This is a genomic window from Paracoccus sediminilitoris, from assembly GCF_003259195.1.
In the GTDB taxonomy this organism is placed as follows: domain Bacteria; phylum Pseudomonadota; class Alphaproteobacteria; order Rhodobacterales; family Rhodobacteraceae; genus Paracoccus; species Paracoccus sediminilitoris.
Genome location: NZ_QJPK01000006.1, coordinates 26,650 through 50,529, shown reverse-complemented (window position 1 = coordinate 50,529; position 23,880 = coordinate 26,650). Strand labels below are relative to the sequence as shown.

At 65.0% G+C, this 23,880-nt stretch carries 20 protein-coding genes; 8 read left to right on the top strand and 12 right to left on the bottom strand.

What is annotated here, in order from left to right:
* Positions 1-21: 21 nt before the first annotated feature.
* Positions 22-1,383, bottom strand: a complete 1,362-nt coding sequence (proS, locus tag DKT70_RS08030) for a proline--tRNA ligase (RefSeq protein ID WP_111558650.1) — start codon at positions 1,381-1,383, stop codon at positions 22-24.
* Positions 1,384-1,547: 164 nt separating this feature from the next.
* Here proS and DKT70_RS08025 point away from each other — a divergent pair, with 164 nt between their 5' ends.
* Genes DKT70_RS08025 through DKT70_RS08010 form a run of 4 tightly spaced genes read left to right on the top strand, consistent with a single transcriptional unit; the run spans position 1,548 to position 7,242 of the window.
* The gene (locus tag DKT70_RS08025; protein WP_111558649.1) at positions 1,548-2,756 is read left to right on the top strand and encodes an AI-2E family transporter; all 1,209 of its coding nucleotides are present in this window, start codon (positions 1,548-1,550) and stop codon (positions 2,754-2,756) included.
* A 12-nt stretch (positions 2,757-2,768) separates the two neighbouring features.
* On the top strand, positions 2,769-3,470 hold the full coding sequence (locus tag DKT70_RS08020; RefSeq protein ID WP_233490480.1) for a P-loop NTPase family protein: 702 nt from the start codon (positions 2,769-2,771) through the stop codon (positions 3,468-3,470).
* 28 nt (positions 3,471-3,498) lie between these two features.
* Positions 3,499-5,664 carry an RNA degradosome polyphosphate kinase gene (locus tag DKT70_RS08015; RefSeq protein ID WP_111558648.1) on the top strand — a complete coding sequence of 722 codons (2,166 nt, stop codon included), beginning with the start codon at positions 3,499-3,501 and terminating at the stop codon, positions 5,662-5,664.
* 54 nt (positions 5,665-5,718) lie between these two features.
* The gene (locus DKT70_RS08010) at positions 5,719-7,242 is read left to right on the top strand and encodes a Ppx/GppA family phosphatase (protein WP_111558647.1); all 1,524 of its coding nucleotides are present in this window, start codon (positions 5,719-5,721) and stop codon (positions 7,240-7,242) included.
* A gap of 190 nt (positions 7,243-7,432) precedes the next feature.
* Here DKT70_RS08010 and DKT70_RS17775 read toward each other — a convergent pair whose 3' ends face one another.
* The 4 genes from DKT70_RS17775 to DKT70_RS07995 all read right to left on the bottom strand — a co-directional run bounded on the left by DKT70_RS17775 (position 7,433) and on the right by DKT70_RS07995 (position 10,404).
* Positions 7,433-7,675: a hypothetical protein gene (locus DKT70_RS17775; protein WP_146612605.1), complete on the bottom strand. Its 243-nt coding sequence runs from the start codon at positions 7,673-7,675 to the stop codon at positions 7,433-7,435.
* Between the two features lie 71 nt (positions 7,676-7,746).
* Entirely contained in the window at positions 7,747-8,301 is a 555-nt protein-coding gene (locus DKT70_RS08005) for a hypothetical protein (RefSeq protein WP_111558646.1), read from the bottom strand.
* A 124-nt stretch (positions 8,302-8,425) separates the two neighbouring features.
* Entirely contained in the window at positions 8,426-10,072 is a 1,647-nt protein-coding gene (groL, locus tag DKT70_RS08000) for a chaperonin GroEL (protein WP_111558645.1), read from the bottom strand.
* 44 nt (positions 10,073-10,116) lie between these two features.
* On the bottom strand, positions 10,117-10,404 hold the full coding sequence (locus DKT70_RS07995; RefSeq protein WP_072298366.1) for a co-chaperone GroES: 288 nt from the start codon (positions 10,402-10,404) through the stop codon (positions 10,117-10,119).
* Positions 10,405-10,599: 195 nt separating this feature from the next.
* On the opposite strand from DKT70_RS07995, the gene DKT70_RS07990 reads away from it, so the two are divergent.
* A complete protein-coding gene (locus tag DKT70_RS07990; protein ID WP_111558644.1) occupies positions 10,600-11,622 on the top strand; it encodes a TraB/GumN family protein in 1,023 nt (340 codons plus the stop codon).
* 58 nt (positions 11,623-11,680) lie between these two features.
* Here DKT70_RS07990 and DKT70_RS07985 read toward each other — a convergent pair whose 3' ends face one another.
* The gene (locus DKT70_RS07985; protein WP_111558643.1) at positions 11,681-14,728 is read right to left on the bottom strand and encodes a hypothetical protein; all 3,048 of its coding nucleotides are present in this window, start codon (positions 14,726-14,728) and stop codon (positions 11,681-11,683) included.
* Positions 14,729-14,931: 203 nt separating this feature from the next.
* Between DKT70_RS07985 and DKT70_RS07980 the strand changes: the two genes are divergently transcribed.
* Positions 14,932-15,834 carry an SIMPL domain-containing protein gene (locus DKT70_RS07980; RefSeq protein WP_111558642.1) on the top strand — a complete coding sequence of 301 codons (903 nt, stop codon included), beginning with the start codon at positions 14,932-14,934 and terminating at the stop codon, positions 15,832-15,834.
* Positions 15,835-15,879: 45 nt separating this feature from the next.
* Here DKT70_RS07980 and DKT70_RS07975 read toward each other — a convergent pair whose 3' ends face one another.
* A complete protein-coding gene (locus tag DKT70_RS07975; protein ID WP_111558641.1) occupies positions 15,880-17,160 on the bottom strand; it encodes an O-acetylhomoserine aminocarboxypropyltransferase/cysteine synthase family protein in 1,281 nt (426 codons plus the stop codon).
* 67 nt (positions 17,161-17,227) lie between these two features.
* The gene (locus tag DKT70_RS07970; protein ID WP_111558640.1) at positions 17,228-18,067 is read right to left on the bottom strand and encodes an AAA family ATPase; all 840 of its coding nucleotides are present in this window, start codon (positions 18,065-18,067) and stop codon (positions 17,228-17,230) included.
* A 175-nt stretch (positions 18,068-18,242) separates the two neighbouring features.
* Between DKT70_RS07970 and dksA the strand changes: the two genes are divergently transcribed.
* Positions 18,243-18,665, top strand: a complete 423-nt coding sequence (dksA, locus tag DKT70_RS07965; RefSeq protein WP_072296005.1) for an RNA polymerase-binding protein DksA — start codon at positions 18,243-18,245, stop codon at positions 18,663-18,665.
* Positions 18,666-18,739: 74 nt separating this feature from the next.
* Positions 18,740-19,867 (top strand): FAD-dependent oxidoreductase, encoded by a 1,128-nt coding sequence (locus DKT70_RS07960; RefSeq protein WP_111558639.1) that lies wholly within the window; start codon positions 18,740-18,742, stop codon positions 19,865-19,867.
* A 4-nt stretch (positions 19,868-19,871) separates the two neighbouring features.
* Here DKT70_RS07960 and glmM read toward each other — a convergent pair whose 3' ends face one another.
* Genes glmM through DKT70_RS07940 form a run of 4 tightly spaced genes read right to left on the bottom strand, consistent with a single transcriptional unit; the run spans position 19,872 to position 23,703 of the window.
* Positions 19,872-21,215, bottom strand: coding sequence for a phosphoglucosamine mutase (gene glmM / locus DKT70_RS07955; RefSeq protein WP_111558638.1), 1,344 nt, complete (start codon positions 21,213-21,215; stop codon positions 19,872-19,874).
* The gene (folP, locus tag DKT70_RS07950) at positions 21,212-22,219 is read right to left on the bottom strand and encodes a dihydropteroate synthase (protein ID WP_407672198.1); all 1,008 of its coding nucleotides are present in this window, start codon (positions 22,217-22,219) and stop codon (positions 21,212-21,214) included. The genes glmM and folP overlap by 4 nt, the downstream gene beginning before the upstream one ends.
* Entirely contained in the window at positions 22,216-23,007 is a 792-nt protein-coding gene (locus DKT70_RS07945) for a dihydroneopterin aldolase (RefSeq protein ID WP_111558636.1), read from the bottom strand. Before DKT70_RS07945 ends, folP begins: the two co-directional genes overlap by 4 nt.
* Positions 23,008-23,052: 45 nt before the next feature.
* Positions 23,053-23,703 carry a cell wall hydrolase gene (locus DKT70_RS07940; RefSeq protein ID WP_233490479.1) on the bottom strand — a complete coding sequence of 217 codons (651 nt, stop codon included), beginning with the start codon at positions 23,701-23,703 and terminating at the stop codon, positions 23,053-23,055.
* Positions 23,704-23,880 lie beyond the last annotated feature (177 nt).

The following is a 23,880-nucleotide window of genomic DNA, read 5'->3' as shown; positions in this document are numbered from 1 at the left end:
AGGGCCGCCGGTCGGCAAGCCTTACTTGTCCTGAACCGACAGGCCCAGAATCGGCTGATAGATCTGCTGGACGCGCGCGATGGCGTCGCGGGCCGACATTTCGGTGCTCTCACCGCTGCGGCGGTCGGTCAGTTCCACCAGGTTGTTGGCCAGACCCCGCGGGCCGACAGTGATGCGCCAAGGCACACCGATCAGGTCCATGGAGGCGAATTTCGCCCCCGCCCGTTCGTTGCGGTCGTCATAGAGCGGGTCCAGACCGCGCGTCTGCAATTCGCCATAGATCGCCTCGCAGGCGCCATCGGTCGAACCGTCGCCCTGCTTCAGGTTAACGATGGCGACGTGGAAGGGGGTCACGCCCTCGGGCCAGATGATGCCCTTGTCGTCGTGGTTGGCCTCGATGATCGCGCCCAGCAGACGGCTGACGCCGATGCCATGGCTGCCCATGTGGACTGGCACGCGCGCCCCGTCGGGGCCGACGACCGTCGCGCCCATCGGTTCAGAATACTTGGTGCCGAAATAGAAGATCTGGCCGACCTCGATGCCGCGGGCGGTGCGGCGGCGCTCCTCGGGGACCTGGTCGAAGACACCCTGGTCGTGGGTTTCGTCGGTGCGGGCATAGCGGCTGGTGAATTCCTCCAGCACGGCCTGGCATTCCTCGACGCTGTCGTAATCGATCTGGCGGTCTCCGAATTTCAGGTCGGTGATCTGGCTGTCATAGAACACCTCGGATTCGCCGGTTTCCGCCAGCACCAGGAATTCATGCGTGTAATCGCCGCCGATCGGCCCGCCATCGGCGCGCATCGGAATGGCCTGCAGGCCCATCCGTTCATAGCTGCGCAGATAGGTCACCAGATGGCGGTTATAGGCGTGCAGCGCGTCTTCCTTGGTCAGATCGAAGGTATAGCCGTCCTTCATCAGGAATTCGCGACCGCGCATCACGCCGAAGCGGGGGCGCATTTCGTCGCGGAACTTCCACTGGATGTGATACAGCGTCATCGGCAGCTCTTTGTAGCTGTTGACGTGGCTGCGGAAGATGTCGGTGATCATCTCCTCGTTCGTGGGACCATAGAGAAGGTCGCGCTTCTGCCGGTCGCGGATGCGCAGCATTTCCTCGCCGTAATCGTCGTAACGACCGGATTCGCGCCACAGGTCGGCGGGCTGCAGGGTCGGCATCAGCATCGGGATGTGACCGGCGCGCTGCTGTTCCTCATGGACGATTTGCTCGATCCGGCGCAGTACCTTGAAGCCCAGGGGCAGCCAGGAATAGATCCCCGCCGCCTGCTGCTTGATCATGCCCGCGCGCAGCATCAGCCGGTGGCTGACGATCTGTGCCTCTTTGGGGTCTTCCTTCAGTACGGGCAGGAAATAACGCGACATGCGCATGGGAAACGGTCCTTCAAAGCGGTTTGGCGCAGGGTTACCGGATCGGGGGCCACTTGCCAAGAACCTGCGGGGGCCGCCGGGATGCGAAGGCACCGCATCGCGCTTGCAACCGACTGCGCGCGGCGTCACATTCGCAGCGACGATCAAATCACAAGGGCAGATACATGCGCATCCCCGTTCGCAAGCAGATCATGTGGTGGGGAGTGGCGGCGGTTGCCCTGCTGCTGACGCTGTGGCTGCTGGGCCAGGCCGTTCTGCCCTTCATCTTGGGGGCCGGGGTCGCCTATCTGCTGGACCCGGTCGCGGACCGGCTGGAGCGGATGGGCCTGTCGCGGACCATGTCCGTCGTGGTCATCACTTTCGTCGTCGTCTTGGTCTTCGTGGCGGTCGTCCTGCTGATCGTGCCGGTGCTGCTGCGCCAGGCCAGCGCCCTGATCGAGACCGCGCCGGAAATGCTGGACCAGGCCCGCGCCTTTGTCGACAACCGCTTCCCCGGCACCATCCCGCAGGGGGCGGGGCTGGAAAAGACGCTGGCCGACCTGCAGACCGCCATCGGCGAACGCGCAGGCAGCTTTGCCTCGACCATCCTGGGATCGGTGCGCGGCGTCATCGGGACCATCGCGCTTCTGGTCATCGTGCCGGTCGTGGCGTTCTATCTGCTGCTGGACTGGGACAACATGGTCGAAGCCGTGGACCGCCATCTGCCGCGCGAACATGCAGGCACCGTCCGTCAGCTGGCATCCGAGATCGACGACGCGCTGTCGGGCTTTCTGCGCGGGCAGTCGCTCGTCATCCTGATCCTGGGCATCTGGTACGCCTTGGCGCTGATGTTCGTGGGGCTGCCCTTCGGTTTCTTCATCGGGATCATGGCCGCCTGCCTGTCCTTCATCCCCTATGTCGGCGTGCTGATCGGCGGGGCGACGGCCATCGGCGTCGCGCTGTTCAGCTTTTGGGGTGAACCGGTCTGGATCGGCGCGGTCGTCGCCATCTTCGGGATCGGTCAGGTGGTCGAGGGCAATTACCTGCAACCCAAGATCGTCGGCGGCCATGTCGGTCTGCACCCGGTCTGGCTGCTGCTGGCCCTGTCTGTCTTCGGCGCGCTGTTCGGGTTCGTGGGCCTGGTTATGGCCGTGCCGATGGCGGCGGCGCTTGGGGTCTTGGCGCGTTTCCTGATCGCACGCTATCGCGATAGTTCCCTCTATACCGGGCAGTCGTCGCCATCCGATCCCGCCATGCCGATCCTGGTGGAAATCGTGCCGACGGGCACCGTTCGCGACAGCATGCGACAGGCCCGGATCGCCGCCGATCATGCCCGCGGGCAGCAGGAGATCGAGCAGATGCAGGAAGACCTGCTGCGCCGCACGACCGACTGAACCGGAGGCCGCGTGACCCAAGCCTTGTCCCGCCAACTGACATTGGACCTGACCACGCCTCCGGCCCATGCGCGGGCCGATTTCCTGCCGGCCCCGGCCAACCGCGCGGCACTGGCGGCTTTGGATGCGCCGATGTTCTGGCCCAACGGGCGGATGCTGCTGATCGGGCCGGAAGGGGCGGGCAAGACCCATCTGGCGGCATTCTGGGCGGCGGAAAACGGCGCGCGCCGGATCGCAGCCGGTGCCCTGCGTCCCGACGCCCCCGACATGCTGGCTGCCGAAGGCGGTGCGGTCGTCGTCGAGGATGCGGACTGTTCGGGCTTTGGCGCCGGGGTCGAACAGGCGCTGTTCCACCTGTGGAACCTTTGCGGGCCTCGCGACTGCCTGCTGATGATGACCGCCCGCAGGCCGCCGCGCGATTGGGAGCTGGTTTTGCCCGATCTGCGGTCGCGGATGGACGCGATGCCGCAGGTTCATCTTGGCCCACCGGACGAGGCTTTGCTGGCCGCCGTGCTGGTCAAGCTGTTCGCGGACCGTCAATTGGCCGTGCCCGCCGGGTTGATTGACTGGCTGGTGTTGCACATGGATCGCGACCTGGGGTTGGCCCGCCGTCTGGTCGCCGCGATGGATCACGCCGCGATGGCACAGAAAGGCCCCGTCACCCGCCGCATCGCCGCCGAGCTGCTGGACAAGCTGTCCGAGGCTGACGCATGATCGCGTCAACCTCCGCCGCTGGAACACCATGACCCAAGCCGATTTTCTCCGCTCTCCCTTTCCGCAACCCAAGGACCTGCCGGGCGGTGTTCCGCAGGGCGTAAACCGTTTTTTCAACCGCGAACTCAGCTGGCTGTCCTTCAACTGGCGGGTCCTGGACGAGGCGCGCAATCCGCGCGTCCCTTTGCTGGAGCGCCTGCGCTTCGTGTCGATCAGCGCCACGAACCTGGACGAGTTCTATACCACCCGCGTCGCGGGCCTGCGCGAACTGGTCCGCGAAGGCAGCACGACGCCTTCGGATGACGGGCTGCTGCCTGCAGAACAACTGGCCCTGATCAACGCCGATGCGCGGCGGCTGATGGCCGCCCAGCAGGGCGTCTGGAACGGGCTGCGCCGGGAAATGGAACAGGCGGGTCTGGTCATCCTGTCCCGCCAGCGCCTGACCCGCGCCGAGGAAGAATTCCTGCACCATTATTTCCAGAACCGGGTCTTCCCGGTCCTGTCGCCCCTGGCCATCGATCCTGCGCACCCGTTTCCCTTCATCCCCAACACGGGCTTTTCGCTGGCGCTGCAGCTGGCGCGTGAAACCGATGACCGCAAGATGCAGGCTCTGCTGCCGATCCCGGCGCAGTTGCCGCGTTTCGTGTCCCTGCCGGGGGGCGAGCGTTTCCTGCGACTGGAAGACCTGCTGCTGATGCATCTGTCCAGCCTGTTCCCGGGCTATCGCGACGTCGGTCACTGCAGTTTCCGCGTGCTGCGCGACAGCGATCTGGAGGTTGAGGAAGAGGCCGAGGACCTGGTCCGTGAATTCGAGACCGCGCTGAAGCGTCGCCGTCGCGGCAGCGTCATCCGCCTGAAGATCACATCGGGCGCGCCGGATCGCCTGCGCCGCCTGATCATGGACGAGCTGGAGGTGACCGCCGACGAGGTGATCGAGGTCGAGGGCCTGTTGGGCATGGCCGACCTGTCCGAGCTGGTGCTGGACAGCCGCCGTGATTTGCTGTGGCCCGCCTTCACACCCCGCGTGCCCGAACGGGTGCAGGACCATGACGGCGACATGTTCGCGGCCATTCGGCAAAAAGACATGTTGCTGCATCACCCCTATGAGACCTTCGACATGGTGGTGCGCTTTCTGGCGCAGGCAGCGCGCGATCCCGACGTGCTGGCGATCAAGCAGACGCTCTACCGCACCAGCCGCGACAGCCCGATCGTGGACGCGCTTTGCGAGGCCGCCGAGGCCGGAAAATCCGTCACCGCGCTGGTCGAACTGAAGGCGCGGTTTGACGAAGCGGCCAATATCCGACAGTCGCGCCGCCTGGAGCGGGCGGGGGCGCATGTCGTTTATGGTTTCGTGAATTACAAGACGCATGCCAAGATCAGCACCATCGTCCGCCGTGAAGGCGACGCGCTGGTCACCTATACCCATTACGGGACGGGCAACTATCATCCGATCACGGCGCGGATCTATACCGACCTGTCGCTGTTCACCTGCGATGCGGAACTCGGGCGCGATGCCACCAAGGTTTTCAACTATCTGTCGGGCTATGTGCAGCCTGCCGGGCTGGAGAACCTGTCGATCTCGCCCATCGAACTGAAGGCGCATCTGATCGCCCTGATCGCCGCCGAGGCCGAATTCGCCCGTCAGGGGCGCCCCGCGTCCATCTGGGTCAAGGTCAATTCCCTGACCGAGACGGACGTGATCGAGGCGCTTTACGCCGCCAGCGAAGCCGGGGTCAAGATCAGCCTCGTTGTCCGGGGAATTTGCGGAATTCGCCCTGGCATCAAGGGCTTGTCGGAAAATATTCGCGTCAAGTCTATCGTCGGCCGCTATCTGGAACATTCGCGCATCGTCTGTTTCGGCAATGGCTACGGCTTGCCCTCGATCAAGGCGCGGGTCTTCATCAGTTCGGCCGACTGGATGGACCGCAACCTGAACCGCCGGGTCGAGACGCTGGTCGAATGCCGCAACGACACGGTCAAGGCGCAGATCGTGAACCAGGTCATGGCCGCCAATATGGCCGACGAGGCGCAAAGCTGGCTGTTGCAGCCAGATGGCCGTTTCCTGCGTTACCTCCCACAGGGCCGCGACGATCTGTTCAACTGCCACCGGTTCTTCATGGAGAACCCCTCGCTTTCCGGGCGGGGCACGGCCGGGGCTCGGGATGTTCCGGCGCTGACGCATTCTTCCGATTGACGCTTGGGCGTTGTCGGGCCAAGGAACATGAAGGCATTGCGAAAGGCTTGAAACATGAACGGGGTGCGAACCACCAGCGGACAGAAGATCGAGCCATTCGGTCGCAAATTCGGCAAGCTGCCCAAGCGGGCCCTGAAACGCGTGGGCATCGTCGATGTCGGGTCGAACTCGATCCGCCTTGTGGTGTTTGACGGCGCGGCGCGGTCGCCGGCCTATTTCTACAACGAAAAGGTCATGGCCGGGTTGGGCCAGGACATGGCCACGACCGGTCGCCTGAACCCCGCAGGCGTCGAGCGGGGCTTTTCGGCGCTGGCCCGTTTCGCGGCCTTGGCAAAAAGCATGGATATCGAACCGCTGACCTGCGTGGCCACCGCCGCCGTGCGCGAGGCAGAGGACGGTCCCGCCTTCCAGGCGCGCGTCGAAAAGCAAACCGGCCTGAAGCTGTGGGTCATCGACGGCCAGGAAGAGGCACGGCTCTCAGCACAGGGCGTGCTGTTGGGATGGCCCGACGCCAAGGGCCTGGTCTGCGATATCGGCGGCAACTCTTTGGAGCTGGCGGTGGTCGAAAACGGCAAGGTCGGCAAGCGTGTGACGTCGCAGTTGGGCCCGTTCCGTCTGCAGCAGGTGCCACCCGAAAAGCTGCAGGCCCATATCACCGCCATCCTGACCAAACTGGCCGTAGAGGTCGGGACTGATCACGAACGTATCTATCTGGTCGGCGGGTCATGGCGGGCCATCGCGCGGCTGGATATGGAACGCAGCGATTATCCCATGACGGTGCTGCACGAATACCGGATGACCCCCGAGGCCGTCGCCCAGACCATCGACTGGATGGGCCAGCACGACCTGAACACGCTGCGCAGCAAGGTCGGCATCTCATCCTCGCGGATCGAGTTGGTGCCGTTGGCAGGGCAGGTCCTGTCGCAGCTGATCGGGGTCTTCGCGCCGAGCGAGCTGGCTGTTTCCAGTTTTGGCATCCGCGAAGGGCTGCTTTACGAGCATATGTCCGAAACGCTGCGCCGCCGCGACCCGCTGATAGAGGCCGCACGCTTTACCGAAAAGCAGATGGCCCGTTTGCCGGGCTTTGGCAAGAAACTGTACCAGTTCCTGCTGCCGCTGTTTCCCGACCTGCCGCCTGAACGCGACCGCCTGATGCAGGCGGCATGCCTGCTACATGACACGGCTTGGCGCGCGCATCCCGATTACCGCGCCGAGGCCTGTTTCGACAATGTAACGCGCGCCAACATGGCCGCGCTCAGTCATCTGGAACGGATCTATCTGGGGCTGGCGCTGTTGCACCGATACAAGAACAACCGCGCACAATCGCAGCTTGCCCCGCTGTTTGCACTGCTGTCCGAGGAGGATATCCTGGCGGCCGAAATTCTGGGCAAGGCGATGCGTTTCGGCGCGATGTTCGCCATCGACGATTTGGCCAATGCGGCATCGCTGGTGCATGTGCCGGGGGAAAGCGTGACGCTGAACCTGACCAAGACAGGTCGCGCCCTGATGGGCGAGGTGGCAAGGTCGCGTTTCCAGTCGCTGTGCAAGTCAATGAAGGTCGAAGGACGCATCGAATAGCCGTCAGCGCTCCTGCTGCAGAGAGAACCGCAGGCTAAGGGGGGCGCTGTGAGTGGTTGCCTGCTGGCACTGATTGCGGATCGGCCGACAGAGCGGTGCTGGTCGGCCGGTACTGATGCGGCATGTCTTCAATCAGGGTTTGCTGGTCCAGCAGTTCAAAAACTTGCGGCACGGGGGAATAAGTCCGTCGTTAATATGGATCATACCGCGCGATATTGACCGGACCGCAACCTTTCAGCGAATCGCGCGCGTAAATGATGCCATCCCTGAATGCTACGAAGATACCGGACGAATATTGCGGAGATGGTGGATTATCCATGCATCCGGATACGCGGCGCTCATAGGTTTCAATGGAAGACTGCGCCTGAAGCATATTCGCTGACATGATCAAAAACAGGATCGGCAAAATTGGACGATGGCTGTTCGGCTGCATGGTCCAATGCTCTGATCTTGCCCTTATTGCGGATTGTCGGACGCCGCAAGCGACGATCTGCCAAGGGAGATCTAGGCACCTTGGGGGATCTGCGCATTGCCCGGCACATAGATCTGCGGCGCCTTTTGCCCGGCCAGCCACAGCGTCGCCATCATGCAGAACGAACCCATGGCCATTATCAACAGGCCCGGAAACGGTGATCCCGCCGAGAATGTGCCTTTCAGCGATCCCGCGAACCAGTTGTCATCCCGCGTGCGGTCGCCTGGTTCGGCGGGCATGGGATGCCTGGCGGATGTGATGCGGTGGAAAATCAGCACGCTGCCCAGCGCCACCATGGACAGCGCAACGATGATGGCCGTGGCGGAGATCGTAAAACGATAATACAGCACCAATCCAGCGCGGGATCCGCGCGTTACCTGAATGATCAATTCCATCGCGACATTGCAATGATTCACGTTTTTGCTGCAGCTTGCGATCAGGGACTGGACGAAATCCGTATTCATCGGGCTGGATTGCAGCATACCCATGACGATGATCAGGATCAGCACCGCCAGCACGAATATCGCCAAGGCGAAGAAAACGCTTAGCGCCGCGGCCTTGGGATATCGTCCCAGTTCACCTTCCATATCGCGACACCCAAAAATGTGTGATCAGGAGGTGAAACACCATATTTAAATACGTTGAAATAATAATAAAAAAGGGCACCCCAAGGGTGCCCTTTTCCGTTTCTGCCAAGGGGCAGGGGGATGATTACATCATGCCGCCCATGCCGCCCATGCCACCCATGTCGGGCATGCCGCCACCCTGGCCTTTCGGCTCGGGCTTTTCGACGATCATGGCTTCGGTCGTGATCAGCAGGCCGGCCACCGAGGAAGCGTCTTCCAGCGCGGTGCGGACGACCTTTGCGGGGTCGATCACGCCGAACTTGAACATGTCGCCATATTCTTCGGTCTGAGCGTTGAAGCCGAAGGCCTTGTCCGAGGACTCACGGACCTTGCCGGCCACCACGGCACCATCGACGCCAGCGTTTTCGGCGATCTGGCGCATCGGCGCTTCCAGCGCGCGGCGAACGATCGAGATGCCTGCATCCTGGTCACTGTTGGCGCCCGAGAGGCCTTCCAGAACCTTGCCACCCTGAACCAGGGCAACACCGCCACCGACGACAACGCCTTCCTGGACGGCTGCGCGGGTTGCGTTCAGGGCGTCATCGACGCGGTCCTTGCGCTCTTTGACTTCGATCTCGCTCATGCCACCAACACGGATGACTGCGACACCGCCGGCCAGCTTGGCGACGCGTTCCTGCAGCTTCTCCTTGTCGTAGTCCGAGGTGGTTTCCTCGATCTGCTGACGGATCTGGCTGACGCGGGCTTCGATCTCGGACTTCTCACCGGCACCGTCGACGATGGTGGTGTTGTCCTTGTTGATCGTGACCTTCTTGGCGGTGCCAAGCATGTCGATCGTGACGTTTTCCAGCTTCATGCCCAGGTCTTCGCTGATCACCTGACCGCCGGTCAGAATGGCCAGATCCTGCAGCATCGACTTGCGACGATCGCCAAAGCCCGGTGCCTTGACGGCAGCAATCTTCAGGCCGCCGCGCAGCTTGTTGACGACCAGCGTGGCCAGAGCCTCGCCTTCGACGTCTTCCGAGATGATGACCAGCGGCTTGCCCGACTGGATGACGGCTTCCAGCAGCGGAACCATCGGCTGCAGCGACGAGAGCTTCTTCTCGTGCAGCAGGATGTAGGCGTCTTCCATTTCGGCAACCATCTTGTCGGGGTTGGTCACGAAATAGGGGGACAGATAGCCGCGGTCGAACTGCATGCCTTCGACGACTTCGACTTCGGTTTCCATGCCCTTGTTTTCTTCGACGGTGATGACACCCTCGTTTCCGACTTTCTGCATGGCGTCGGCGATCATGCGGCCGATCGAAGCTTCGCCGTTGGCCGAGATGGTGCCGACCTGGGCGACTTCGTCGGTGTCGTTGACGGGACGCGCTGCGGCCTTGATGGCCTCGACGACCTTGCTGGTGGCCAGGTCGATACCGCGCTTGAGGTCCATCGGGTTCATGCCGGCGGCAACGGCCTTCATGCCTTCCTTGACGATGGCCTGGGCCAGAACCGTCGCGGTGGTCGTGCCGTCACCGGCTTCGTCATTGGTGCGCGAAGCGACTTCGCGGACCATCTGTGCGCCCATGTTCTCGAACTTGTCGGACAGTTCGATTTCCTTGGCGACCGATACACCGTCCTTGGTGATGCGGGGTGCGCCGAAGGATTTGTCGATGACGACGTTGCGGCCCTTGGGGCCCAGGGTCACCTTGACGGCGTCGGCCAGGATGTTGACGCCGCGCAGCATGCGGTCGCGTGCGTCGGTGCCGAATTTGACTTCTTTAGCTGCCATTTGAATCTCCTGAAGTTTGTTTGAAGAAAGGGTCTATCCGGGGATCAGCTGATCACGCCCAGGATGTCGCCTTCTTTCATGATCAACAGCTCTTCGCCGTCGACCGTGACTTCGGTACCGGACCATTTGCCGAACAGCACGCGGTCGCCTGCCTTGACCGAGGGTGCGATCAGTTCGCCCGAGTCCTTGCGTGCGCCATCACCGACCGAGACGACTTCGCCTTCGGCGGGCTTTTCCTTGGCGTTGTCGGGGATGATCAGACCGCCCTTGGTCTTTTCTTCCGACTGGACGCGGCGGACCAGAACGCGGTCTTGCAGCGGTTTGAATGCCATGTGAACACTCCGATGTTTCAGGTTGCAGTGTTGCGTTGTTGGCACTCACCGGGTGCGAGTGCCAATGACGTTGATCTAGGGCCGACACACGACACTGTCAACGGGTTTGACGCGGAAATTCGATTGCCTCGGGTGGAAGACGGGCCGGTTTCGTGACAGCTTGCGCGGCATTGATCACGCAGTTGGAAAGACGCGATGCGACATGTTTTGAAGGCCGCCGCGCTTGCGCTTTTGTCCCTGTCGGCCCCCGCGCTGGCCGATGCCTGCAAGGGGCGCAACCTGTTCGACACCATGCCCGCCGATCGCAAGGCCCGGATCGAAAACGCCGTGCGGAACGTGCCTTTCCGTGAAGGCCTGCTGTTTCAGGCCGAAAAGGGCGACCACCGCATCACGCTGGTCGGGACCTATCATTTCGGCGACGCGCGGCATGCGCCCATGGTCGATCGGCTGCGGCCCTTCATCACCGATGCGGCCGCCCTCTATGTCGAGGCCGGCCCGCGCGAGGAGAGCCGCCTGACCGAGGCGCTGAAATCCGATCCCAGCCTGATGGTCGATCCCGACGGTCCGACCCTGCCCGAACGGCTTACCCCCGACGAATGGCAAAAACTGTCGACCGCCATGGCCGATCGCGGTTCGCCCGCCGTCATCACCTCGCGGCTGCGTCCGTGGTATGTCTCGATGATGCTGGGGATCTCTCCCTGCATGCTGGACGCGATGGAAAGCACGGGCGGCAAGACAGGCGGTCTGGATCACTTGCTGGTCCATCAGGCTCAAAAGGCCGAAACGCCCATCCGCGCCTTGGAGCCCTGGGACACGATCTTTAATCTCTATGCCGACCTGACGCCTACGCAGGAACTGGACATGATCCGCGCGGCGCTGCCATCGGCGGCCTATGCCGATGATTACGCGGTGACGCTGACGGATGCCTATTTCAGCGGGAATGTCTGGCAGATCTGGGAATTCGGCCGCTTCGACGCCTATGACAATTCCGGCCTGCCGAAATCCGAGGTCGACGAGCAGATGTCCCTGGCCCAGCAGCGTCTGATGGATGATCGCAATCGAAAATGGATCAAGGTGCTGATCGATGGCGCCGAAAAGGCCCGCGCGAACGGTCGTGGGATCGTTGCGGCCTTCGGTGCGCTGCATCTGCCGGGGCAGGCGGGGGTTCTGAACCTTCTGCAGGATCAGGGTTATGCGATCCGCCGTCTGGATGGGTAAAGCTCCGGGGGGATGGCCTGAGGTCTGGCCCCGCGCCACCGCGCAGGGCCGCCGCGTGTCACTGGCCGTTCAGGACGCCCAAGGCAAAGGCCTGTCCACGCTTTTGATAGGTGATGCGGCTGTCGCCGATGGCGGTGATCTGGCCACCGTTGATCTTGTCGCCAATGCGCAGTGTCAAGACACGGCCGTTCGACAGACGCACCAGCGCGCGGCTGGCCTGGCCTGCTCCGATGGTCCCGATGATCTGGGTGCTGTTCAGCTTGATGCCGTCCTTGACGGTCGCACTGGAACCGGCCGATCCGTTCGCGCCCTGCGGGATGGCGGCGATGACGTCGGGTTCGGCATCGACTTCGGGCGGTTGATAGCGCTGGTTGCGGGCAGCAGCGGCGCGGGCCTCGGCTTCGGCCTGCGCGCGGGCGCGGGCTTCCGCTGCGGCGCGGGCCTGGGCCTCGGCGCGGGCATCTGCAGTGGCCTGTGACCGGGCGCGCGCCTCAGCTTGCGCCTGCAATTCCTCGTCCTGGCGGCGCTGTTCCGCCTGCGCTGCCGCTTCGGAGGCAGCTTGGCGGTCAACTGCCGTGGGGGCGATGGCCGCGGCGACCGGAGCGGCCGTGGCGACCATCGCATTGGCCGCAACAGGTGCCGCATTGGCCGCGCGGCGCGGTGGCAGCGCGGATGAGGCCAACGACGTCAAGGCGACCGATCCCGCCGACGGCTTGGCTACAAGTGCGGATGCGACGGCCTGGTCCACTGCGGCGGCCGACAGACTGGCCGAGCCTTTGCTGCGCGGTTTGGCGCCGGGGCGCGCCGAACGGCCCAGCTCTCCCGACGCGGTTGCCCGGATGGCGGGTGGGGCGCTGTCGGCGGTGGCTGCCGAGTTCTGTCCGCCTGCCCTAGGTTCGGGACGGCCGCTGCCGACGGCCTGTGCGACGGCGGATTCGACCGCCTTCTGCGACGGGCCGCGAACCGATACCGGCTTTCGCGTGGGACGCGCATCGGCCAGTTGGAAGACCAATCCGCGTTCCTGCGGGCTGAAGCCCGGTTGTCCCGCTTGCGCCGTCCGCAGATCGCGCAGCTGCAATTCCAGCAAGTGACGTTCGGCTTGGGTCAGCTGCCGGGGGGCGTCGTCTTCGGACGCGCTGCCCTCCTCCAGCGACGAAAGATCCTGGGGGCGCGACGGGGGGCGAGCCCCCGTTGCCGGTGCGGCTTCGGCAGCCGGAGAGGCAGTCGGTGCCGCAGCCGGTTCAGGACTGCGCGCGGGCCGCGTGATGCTGGGCGGGCGCGCGCCAAGTCCGGCGGTCGGTTGCGCTGCGACGGGCCGGGCCGGTGCCGCTTCGGGTGCCGAAGCCGGAGTCGTGGCAGCGGGCGCGGCGGTTGGGGTCGGACGTGCGGGGCGTTCGGGCGGGCGGCTGGCTGCGATGCGCGGCGTCGGCGTTGAGGCGCTGCCTTCGAACGGCAGCGGGTTCGACGGGACGCTTGGACGTGCCTCGGGGGCCGCGGGGGTGGACGCGCGCGCCGGCGTCGTGCGCGGCGGACGGGCCGAGCTTTGCAGGTTGACCGCACGGCTGATCGCGGTGGCGGCAGGCTCCGATTGCGGACGTGGAGCTGGGGCTTCGGCCTCTGCGGATGACGTCGCGGGGGCGACAGGCTGCGCATTCGCGCTGTTTGCTGGCGCCGTCTGCGCGTTCGCCGGCGGCATTTCGGCCCCGACGGTCTGCGGCTGGCCCGGCCTTTCGACCACGGGCGGCGCACTGACCGGCTGTTCGGTGTCCGGGGCGGCCAAAGCCGATTGGCGTTGCAGCAGGGTCGCCGCGGCGATCTGCGCATCGGTCAGGGCCTGCGCGCCGGGCGTCGTGTCCGCGGCGTTGGCCTCGGCCAGCGCGCGGGTCAGCGGGTCCTCGTCGCGTTCTTCGGGGGCGTCCGACGCGCTGCGAACGATGCCTTCCCCGACCGGAGCGGGCATTTCGATCGGCGGCAATGCGTTGGTTGGAACAGACTCGGCCGCATCCTGGGGCTCGACCTGGGCGGGCGGTTGAGCCGCCGGGGTAACCGCTTCCCGGGACGCAGCCGGGGCGGGTTCAACCGCTGCGGTCTGCTGCGGCGCGGGATCGGCCTCGATCGTGGGTTGTGAATCGCCGCCAAAGACCACGAGGCCCAGCACAACGGCGACTGCCAGCCCGCCGACCATCACCGGCAGGCGGGTCGGGTCCAGCTTGCGCAGCCCGGCCACGGCGCCCGTTGCGGCACCCGCCGAGCCGTCGGCCTGGCGGTTTGCGCGGGCGGCGGCCGCGCGGTTGTGCACGGCCTCGGCCCGCGGCGACAGGCGCTTGGCCGTCAGGGGCGCCGTCTGGCCATGGCGGATCACCGCGGCACCGCCTTCGGCAGGGGCAGGGGGTGTCGCAACCAACGGCGTGCGCCCACTGGCGGGCTTGGGTGGCGTCACCGGCGCGTCGACATGGGGCGTGATGCGGGTGACGGTAACTTCTACGGCGTCGTCGCCGATATCACCGTTATCCGGACCGTTGATGGTCGCGGGTTCGATGAAGGGCGCGGTGACACGGGCATGGACCAGGTCGGGATCGCTGAACGGCCTGCGGTCGAACTGTTCCTGCGCAAGACGCGACGTGCCGAAATCGGGCTGGCCGTCAAAGCGGTCGTCACCGGGGCGTGCCTGAAAACCCGACGGGCGGAACCCTTGGGCGCGGGCAAAATCCTCGGCCTCGTGCAGGGTGCGGCGGGCGACGGCGGCCACGCGCAGGGTTTCGATGTCACCGTTAGTCGCGGGGCACCAGTCAAAGACCAGATCCTGCGCCTTGTAGGGTGTCGATGCCTCCAACGCGCGGGCGATGGTGGCCGGGGTGTCCGATCCGAAGGGCACCGTCAGCGTGGTGTAAAGTACCTGGTCGTCGGGGATGACCAGAACCGTGTCCAGTTCGCCCCCGCCGCCGCCCGCCTGGTCGCGCATGGCGATCAGGGCTGCGGTCAGATCGTCGCCCGAAAACCGGGCCTGTCCCAAGGGGCGCCATTCCGGCCCCTCTCGACGCTCCAGCTGGACGGCTTCCTGGGTGAAGCTCATGGCAAATTCGGGGGGCGCGGCATGCTGGTTCATCTGTATGGTTCGCTGCTCGATTTGCATCATGCATTTTAAGCCGCATGATGTCGTTGACCTTAACCATCACTACCGCAAATTGTAGAACGTTGAAAGAAGAACTGGCAGAACTGTGACCGGTTTCGACGCCAAGCGGCCTAGGCATGACCGCGGCTTGGGTGCATGAATGTTGCATGGAGTGAAACGATCAAGGAGGATCTTCCATGACGCCGTCCCTGCAACTTTCCAAGGCCCGCATGCTGGCGCTTGGCGTGGCCGCGTTCGGCCTGATGTCCGGCCCGGCCTTGGCCGCGGGCCCCGGTATGCAATGCGGCCCCGGCGCGCAGATGTCGCGTCTGTCGGTGACGGGTGACGGGCTGGCGCGCATCGCCCCCGACATGGCGACGGTGCAGCTTGGCGTCACGACGCAGGGCGACAGCGCGAAGACGGCGATGGACCAGAATTCGGATCAGCAGGCGGCGGTCATCAAGGCGCTGACCGATGCAGGGATCGATCAGGCCCAGATCCAGACCTCGGGGCTGAACCTGAACCCGATGATAGAATACGGCGAGGATCGTGCCCCGACCGTCACCGGTTACCAGGCCAGCAACATGGTCAGCGTCCGCGTGACCGATCTGGCCCGCTTGGGCGAGGTTCTGGACGCCATCGTCAGCGCCGGCGCGAATGAGATCAACGGCATCGTCTTCGCCCGCGAAGACGGCGCGGACGCGCAGGATGACGCCCGCAAGCAGGCCGTCGCCGACGCGCGCCGCAAGGCCGAGGTTCTGGCCGAGGCGGCGGGGCTGACCCTGGGGCCGGTCCTGACCATTCGCGACAATCAGAACAGCGGCGGCGGTCCCCGTCCGATGATGCGCATGGAGGCCGCGATGGCCGACAGCGTGCCCGTCCAGGCCGGAGAGATGGAGATGTCGTCGCAGGTCGATATCGAATACGCGCTGATGTGCGACGGCGCCTGCGCGCCCAAAGGGCCGAAGGGTCCCAAGGGCCATCACGACAAGAAGGGCGACGACATGCCGATGCCTGGCGACGGCGCGCCCGCGCCGGATGAACCCATCGCGCCCGGCATCGTCGAACCGCTGCCCGAAACCGACGCCCCCGCGAACTGATCCGCGCACTGAAAGGGTCGGGGGCCATGACGGCCCCCGATGTCGTCAGGCCGTCGCTTTGGCCAGCGCCTGGTCCAGATCGGCGATCAGGTCGGCCACGTCCTCGATGCCGACGGACAGGCGCACGACCTCGGGGCCGGCCCCTGCGGCGCGCTGCTGGTCCTCGGTCAGTTGGCGGTGGGTGGTCGAGGCCGAATGGATCACCAGCGACCGCGCATCGCCCAAGTTTGCCACATGGCTGAACAGCTCCAGCGCGCCCACCAGCTTCACCGCGGCCTGATAGCCGCCCGCGATCTCGAAGGTGAAGAGACCGCCGACGCCCTTGGGATAGAGCCGGTCCGCCGTGGCCTTCCAGGGCGAACTCTCCAGCCCGGCATAGGTGACCTTGACGACCCGCGGGTCCTGTTCCAGCCATTGCGCGACCTTCAGAGCGTTTTCGCAATGGCGCTGCATGCGCAGGCCAAGCGTCTCGATCCCCATCAGCGTGTAATGGGCGCCCTGCGGGTTCATTGTCATGCCCAGATCGCGCAACCCGATGGCGATACCGTGGAAGGTGAAGGCCAGGTTGTCGAAGGTCTTGTGGAACTGCAGCCCGTGATAGGCGGGTTCGGGGGCCGACAGGCTGGGGAACTTGTCGCTGGCCGACCAGTCGAACTTGCCACTGTCGACCACGACGCCGCCGGTGACGGTGCCGTTGCCGGTCATGTATTTGGTCAGGCTGTGGACGACCAGCGTCGCGCCCATCTCAATCGGTCGGCACAGATAGGGGGTGGCCAGCGTGTTGTCCACGATCAGCGGGATGCCCGCATCATCGGCGATGGCGGCGACTGCGGGAATGTCGGTCACATAGCCGCCCGGATTGCTGATCGATTCGCAGAAGATCGCGCGGGTGTCGTCGTCGATGGCATCGCGCAGCGCCTGCGGATCGTCCAGATCAACGAATTTCGCCGACCAGCCAAAGCGGCGGATCGTCTGGCTGAACTGCGTGACGGTTCCGCCATAAAGCCGGGTCGAGGCGACGATGTTGCGCCCCGGTTCCATCAGCGGGAACAGCGCCAGGATCTGGGCCGCGTGGCCGGATGAACAGCAGACCGCCCCCGCGCCGCCCTCAAGCGCCGCGATGCGCGATTGCAGCGCCGCGACGGTGGGGTTCGTCAGGCGGGAATAGATATAGCCGACCTCTTGCAGATTGAACAAAGCTGCCGCGTGATCGGCATCGCGAAACGCATAAGCCGTGGTCTGATAGATCGGCACCTGCCTTGCGCCGGTGGCCGGATCGGCGGCCGCGCCTGCGTGAATGGCGGTCGTGTCGAAGCCCTGTGTCATGAACCCCCCTCGGTTTGGTTGCGGCGCCAGCCTAGGCGGGGCAGGGCCCGCGCCGCAACGGCAAAGCTTAGCGCTGCCTGCGGGCCATGAAGGCCAGCTTTTCGAACAGCGCGACATCCTGTTCGTTCTTCAGCAGCGCACCATGCAAGCGGGGCAGCATCGTGGCGGGGTCGCGCTTCAGGTCTTCGGGGGCCAGGTCTTCGGCTAGGATCAGCTTCAACCAGTCCAGGAATTCGCTGGTCGAGGGTTTCTTCTTCATCCCCGGCACTTGGCGCAGGTCGACGAATTGCGACAACGCCTCGTCCAGCAGGCGGGGTTTCAGATCCGGGTAATGGACGTTCACGATGGCCTTCAGCGTTTCGGCATCGGGAAAACGGATATAATGGAAAAAGCAGCGGCGCAGAAATGCGTCGGGCAATTCCTTTTCATTGTTCGAGGTAATGATCACGACCGGCCTTTGCGCCGCGCGGATCGTCTGGCCGGTTTCATAAACGTGAAACTCCATCCGGTCCAATTCCTGCAACAGGTCGTTTGGAAATTCGATATCGGCCTTGTCCACCTCGTCGATCAGCAGGACGACCCGTGACGGCGCCTCGAAGGCCTGCCACAGTTTGCCTTTGCGGATATAATTCGCGACGTCGTTCACCCGCGCATCGCCCAGCTGGCTGTCGCGCAGGCGGCTGACGGCATCGTATTCGTAAAGGCCCTGCTGCGCCTTGGTCGTTGATTTCACGTGCCATTCGATGATCGGCATGCCCAGGCTGGTGGCGACCTGCCGGGCCAGTTCGGTCTTGCCGGTTCCGGGTTCGCCCTTGACCAGCAGCGGGCGCTCAAGGGTGACGGCCGCATTGACGGCGACCGCCAGATCCGGGGGGGCGACATAGCGATCTGTCCCGGTGAATTGCATCAAGACTCTCCTTTTTGGTGAATTGCTTGGCCGAATTTGCCTGACGGAGGGACACACCGTTTCCCGCCCATCGAATTAGACCGCGCAAACATAGTGACAAGCAGGCAGTCATACTTTAATGGGGCGCGCAAGGTGCCGGTAATTTTTGCTCCGCCCGGCGCCGCCGGAGGACGTAATGAAAGCCCAGACCTTCCTTCCCAAGGATTATCGCCCCGCCGAGGACGAGCCGTTCATGAACGAGCTTCAGCTCGAATATTTCCGTCGCAAGCTTGAAGCCTGGAAGCAGGAATTGCAGGATCTTTCGGCCGAAACGCTGGAGGGGTTGCAGGACAGCGCCCGCAGCGTGCCCGACCTGGCCGATCGCGCCAGCGAGGAAACCGACCGCGCGCTGGAATTGCGCACGCGCGACCGTCAGCGCAAGCTGGTCAGCAAGATCGACGCGGCCCTGCGCCGTATCGAAACCGGTGAATACGGATATTGCGACATGACCGGCGAACCGATCAGCCTGCGCCGCCTTGACGCCCGCCCCATCGCGACCATGACGCTGGAGGCGCAGGAGCGTCACGAGCGCAAGGAACGCGTGCATCGCGACGACTGAGGTCGCGCCGCAACGCATCTACTGCCCCGCCGATGCCGGTCATCAGCGGGGTTTTTCATGACAGGGGGCCGGGGATGACCAACGCATTGCAGGGCCGACGCGTCAGCGTGATCGGCGCGGGCATCGGTGGGTTGACGGCGGCCATCGCGCTGGCCCGTCGCGGCGCCGAGGTCACCGTGCTGGAACAGGCTCCGCAGCTGTCCGAAGTGGGCGCGGGCATCCAGATCTCGGCCAATGCGGTGCGGGTGCTGGATGCGTTGGGGGTGGTCCCGGCGCTGGAAGTGCATGCCTTGCGTAATGCGGGCGTGCATCTGCACGATCAGCGCGGGCGGGCGGTGCTGCGCATGGATCTGCTGCGTCACCGGCCCCAAGCTCGTTTCCTGGTCGTTCATCGTCCCCGCCTGATCCGGGTTCTGGAACAGGCTGCCCGCCAGGCGGGCGTCACGATCCGGCTGGACCAGCGCGTCCAGTCCCCGCCCGACGGTCTGGTTATTGCCGCCGATGGTCTGAAAAGCCCCATGCGTCAATTGCTGAATGGCCAGCAGGTGCCGTTCTTCACGGGCCAGAGCGCATGGCGCGCGACCATTCCCGATGCGGGCGGCGGCCCCGCCATCGCCCAGGTCTTCATGGGGCCGGGGCGGCATCTGGTCAGCTATCCGCTGGCGCATGGGTTGCGCAACATCGTCGCCGTCGTGGAACGCCGCGACTGGCAGGATGAGGGATGGTCCCATGCGGATGATCCCGCCAATCTGCGCGCAGCCTTTGCCGAATTCGGCGGCCGCGTTCCGGGCTGGCTGCAACAGGTCGAAGATGTGTCGATCTGGGGGCTGTTCCGGCACCCGGTCGCGACGTGTTGGCATGATGACCGGATGGCGCTGCTGGGCGATGCGGCCCATCCGACCTTGCCCTTCCTGGCGCAGGGGGCCGGCATGGCGATCGAGGATGCCTGGACCGTCGCGGCCTGCCTGGATGCCGATCCCGACACGCGGGCGGCCTTGGCGCGCTATCAGGCGGTCAGGCAACCGCGCGTGACGCGCATCGTCCAGGCGGCCAACGACAATGCCCGCAACTATCACCTGCAGGGGATCAAGCGGCGGGCGGCGCATGGTGTGCTGCGACTGGCGGATCGTTTCGCGCCCCGGCTGATGCCGGGGCGGTTCGATTGGCTCTACGATTATGATCCGGTGACGGACTGCCCGTAAGAGGTCAGGCCGCCACCTCGACCGCCGCGACGATGCCGTCAACGACCTCGTGCAGGGTGGTCTCGTCCTCCGCTTCGGCCATGACGCGGATCAGAGGTTCGGTGCCAGATTTGCGGATCAGGACGCGCCCCGAACCCGCCAGCCGCGCCTCGGCATCGGCGATGACCTTGCGGACGGCGTCCTGCGACAGCGGATCGGCGCCCTGGGCATAGCGGACGTTCTTCAGCAGCTGCGGCACCGGCTGGAACTGTGACACCAGCTCGCTTGCGGGCTGGCCGGTTTCGGCCATGGCCGCCAGCACTTGCATCGCCGCGACCAAGCCGTCACCCGTGGTGGCATAGTCGGTCATGACGATATGGCCCGACTGTTCGCCGCCCAGGTTGAAGCCGCCTTCACGCATGCGTTCGACAACATAGCGGTCGCCCACCTGCGTGCGCTCGAGCCGCAGGTTGCGGGCCTGCAGGAAATGTTCCAGCCCCAAATTCGACATGACGGTCGCCACCAGCGCCCCACCCGCCAGACGCCCCTGAGCGGCCCAACGTGCCGCCAGAAGCGCCATGATCTGGTCGCCATCGGCCACCTTGCCGTTCTGATCGACGATCACCACGCGGTCGGCATCGCCGTCCAGGCTGATCCCCAAATGCGCGCCATGGTCGCGCACGGCGGCGGCGCAGGCCTCGGGGTGGGTGCTGCCGACGCCGTCATTGATGTTGAAACCATCGGGCTTGACGCCAAGCGGGATGACGTCCGCGCCCAGTTCCCACAGCACATCGGGGGCGGCGCGATAGGCGGCACCATGGGCGCAATCCAGCACCACCTTCAGCCCGTCCAGCCGCAGACCCGAGGGAAGCGTGGTCTTGGCATATTCCATGTAACGCCCGCGCCCGTCGTCGATGCGCTTGGCACGACCGATATTGCAGGGCTGGGCCGGTTCGATCTCGCCGCCGACGATGGCCTCGATCTCGGCCTCGGCCTCGTCCGACAGCTTGAAGCCGTCGGGGCCGAAGAACTTGATGCCGTTATCCTCGGCCGGGTTGTGGCTGGCCGAGATCATGATCCCCAGATCGGCCCGCATCGACCGCGTCAGGAAACCTACCGCGGGCGTCGGCACCGGCCCCAGCAGCAGCACGTTCATGCCGGTGCTGGTCAGCCCCGCCGTCAGCGCGTTTTCCAGCATATAGCCCGACAGCCGCGTGTCCTTGCCGATCACCACCCGGTGCCGGTTGCGACCGTCGCGGCGGAAATAACGCCCCGCGGCGGCACCCAGGCGCAGCGCCATTTCGGCGGTCATGGGATAGGTGTTGGCGCGTCCGCGCACCCCGTCGGTTCCGAAAAACTTTCTGCTCATGTCCCTGTCCTTCCGTTCTCGTTGAGGGCGGCGATCAGACGCAGCCCTTGTGCGTGTTCCGCGACATCGTGCACGCGGTGGATCTGGATGCCCTGCGCGACGGCCGCCAGCGTCAGGGCCAGCGTGCCGGGCACCCGGTCCCGTGGTGTGTCTGCGCCACCGATCTGGCCAATGAACCGCTTGCGCGACACGCCCAGAAGGATCGGACAGCCCAGCCCGTGATACAGCGATATCCGCCGCAGGATCGCCAGATTATGCGCCTGTGTCTTGCCGAATCCGATGCCCGGATCGATCACGATCCGGTCTGCGCGAATTCCTGCCGCGACGGCGCGCCCGATCCGCTCCCGCAGTGCATCATAGACGTCCAGTACCACATCATCATAGCGCGGATCATCCTGCATGTCCTGCGGCAGGCCCTGGGCATGCATCAGGCAGACGGGCAGGCCGCTCTGGGCAACAACGCCGGGCAGATCGGCATCGAAATCAAAGCCCGACACGTCATTGACCATCGCCGCCCCTGCCTGCAAAGCCGCACGGGCGACCACAGCCTTGCGGGTGTCGACCGAAACCGGAACGTGCCCCGCCATCGCGGCGATGGCGGGCAGGATACGGGCGGTTTCTTCGGCCACCGGCACCTCGGAGGCGCCGGGGCGGGTCGATTCGCCGCCGATGTCCAGGAAGTCGGCGCCGTCCCGGATCAGAGCCTGGGCTTGGGCGATGGCGTCATAACTGCCGCCGTCGGAGAAACTGTCGGGCGTGGCGTTGACGATGCCCATCAGGCGCGGGCGATCCATGGTCAGCCCCGTGATCGATGGACGGGGGCTGGTCAAGGCGCGCATGACGGCATCGGGGGCCTCGGCCACCACCTGGGGCGGCTTGCCGCGCTCAAGGCGTTCCAGCAGGGTGAAACCGGTCCAGCCGCCCGCCAATGGCCAGCGGCCCCCTTCGGCCTGTGGAATGGGGCGGTAATAGGCGTGATCTTCGGTCATGGGGGTGGTTCTCATGGCACCGCGACGCGACCGATCCTGGCAGGGAAATTCCCGTCCGGAACGGGAAGGGGGGCGTCGTCCGGCAGGGCGAAGGTGATCGATCCGGCCTGAAGGCGGCGGGCCAGCCACAGCCCCAGGCTTTCACCGGTCTGACCGGCCGCGGCGTCATCGGCGGCAAGACGACTTGGTGCCCAGACCACCTTTTGGCCCGACAGCGCGGCGGCATCCAACTCGGTCCGGGTCTCGGCGACCTCCAGGTCCAGCAGGCCGGCCAGTGCCCAAGCCGCCTGGTCCATCGCCAGAAGGGCGATGCGCCGCTGATCGCCGCCCTTTGGCAAGGGCAGGCCCGGCGCGGACGGAACGATGATGACGCCATCCTGGGGCAGGGGCGCCCCAGTGGCATGGACCAGGATGACGGGTTCGACCGCGATACCGGTCGCCGCCAGACGGCCCGCCTTGCGCGTGATCGACACGCCAAGCGCGCCCGGCCCACGATCCAGCTTTTCTACCGTCACATCCACCCGGGCGGCGCGGGGATGGGCCAGAACCTCGGCGGCGATCTTTTCGGCCAGGGTCTCGACCAGGTTATAGCGCTGGTCGGCCAGTGCGGTCGTGACGGCCTGCGTCAGCACGTCGTAGGACAGGATGTGATCGACATGGTCATCCGTGCCCGCGACGCTGTCGCGCAGATCGACGGTGATGTTGAACCGCAACCGCTGATCCAGCCCGCGTTCGGACTGGAAGGCGCCGATTTCGGCGGAAAGCACGTGGTCGCGCAGAAAGATACGGTCAGCTTGTTCCATGACCGCCATTCACAGGAAATCGCGCGGTTCGACAAGCCCCGCCGATCAGTTAGATGCGATCCGCTGGCCGGTGCGATAGAAGATGTGGCGGCCGATCTGGACGGTCTTCTGGAAGCGGCGCGACCAGGCCGGGCGAACGGCGGGCGTGTGGAAATAAGTGGCGCCTCCGGTCAGCTGGCGCGGTGCCCCCGACAAGGCGTCCTGCGCGATATCCACGGCGCGAAGATAGGCGGCCTTGTTGCGGATCGGTTTGCGACCGCCGATCGTATAGCTGAACTGGCTGGGCTGGTTGATGACACCGCAGACGCTGGTCGGGAAAGAGCGGCTGTCGACACGGTTCAGAATCACCTCAGCGACCGCGCGCTGTCCCTGTGCACCCTCGCCGCGGGCCTCGTGATAGAGGGCCTCGGCCAGGCAGCTCAGATCTTCTTTTGAATACCGCGTCTTGGCGCTTGCAAGATGAAGCTGGGCAGCCGGTTCATCGGGAGAAATTTGCACTTCCACAGGCTCGGCATCCGTGTATAGAAGCGGCGTAGGACGGGGCATGTTCGCCGCAGCCTGCAACGAGCCAAAAAGCCCGGCTTCCGAGGAGAAAAGCGATCCGCTGCCACCGGCAGAGGCGCTTGTCGCGATGAGGGGTATGGCAGTGGCGGCACATAAGCAGACGTGCGCCAGCCGTGACAGCAGCATGGGCATGGATAGTCCTATATCAGGAACCCGTTGAGAGGGCGTTAAGGCGCGGTCTTCAGGGCAGACTGAAGCGGTCGCGCGGTCTGACGCAGTGATTAGGATTTTCCTGATGCCCGGCGCTATCCCACAAGCCCGTGAGATGGGGAACCGAGCCCTTCAAGCCCGTTTTGGGCGTGAATCCGC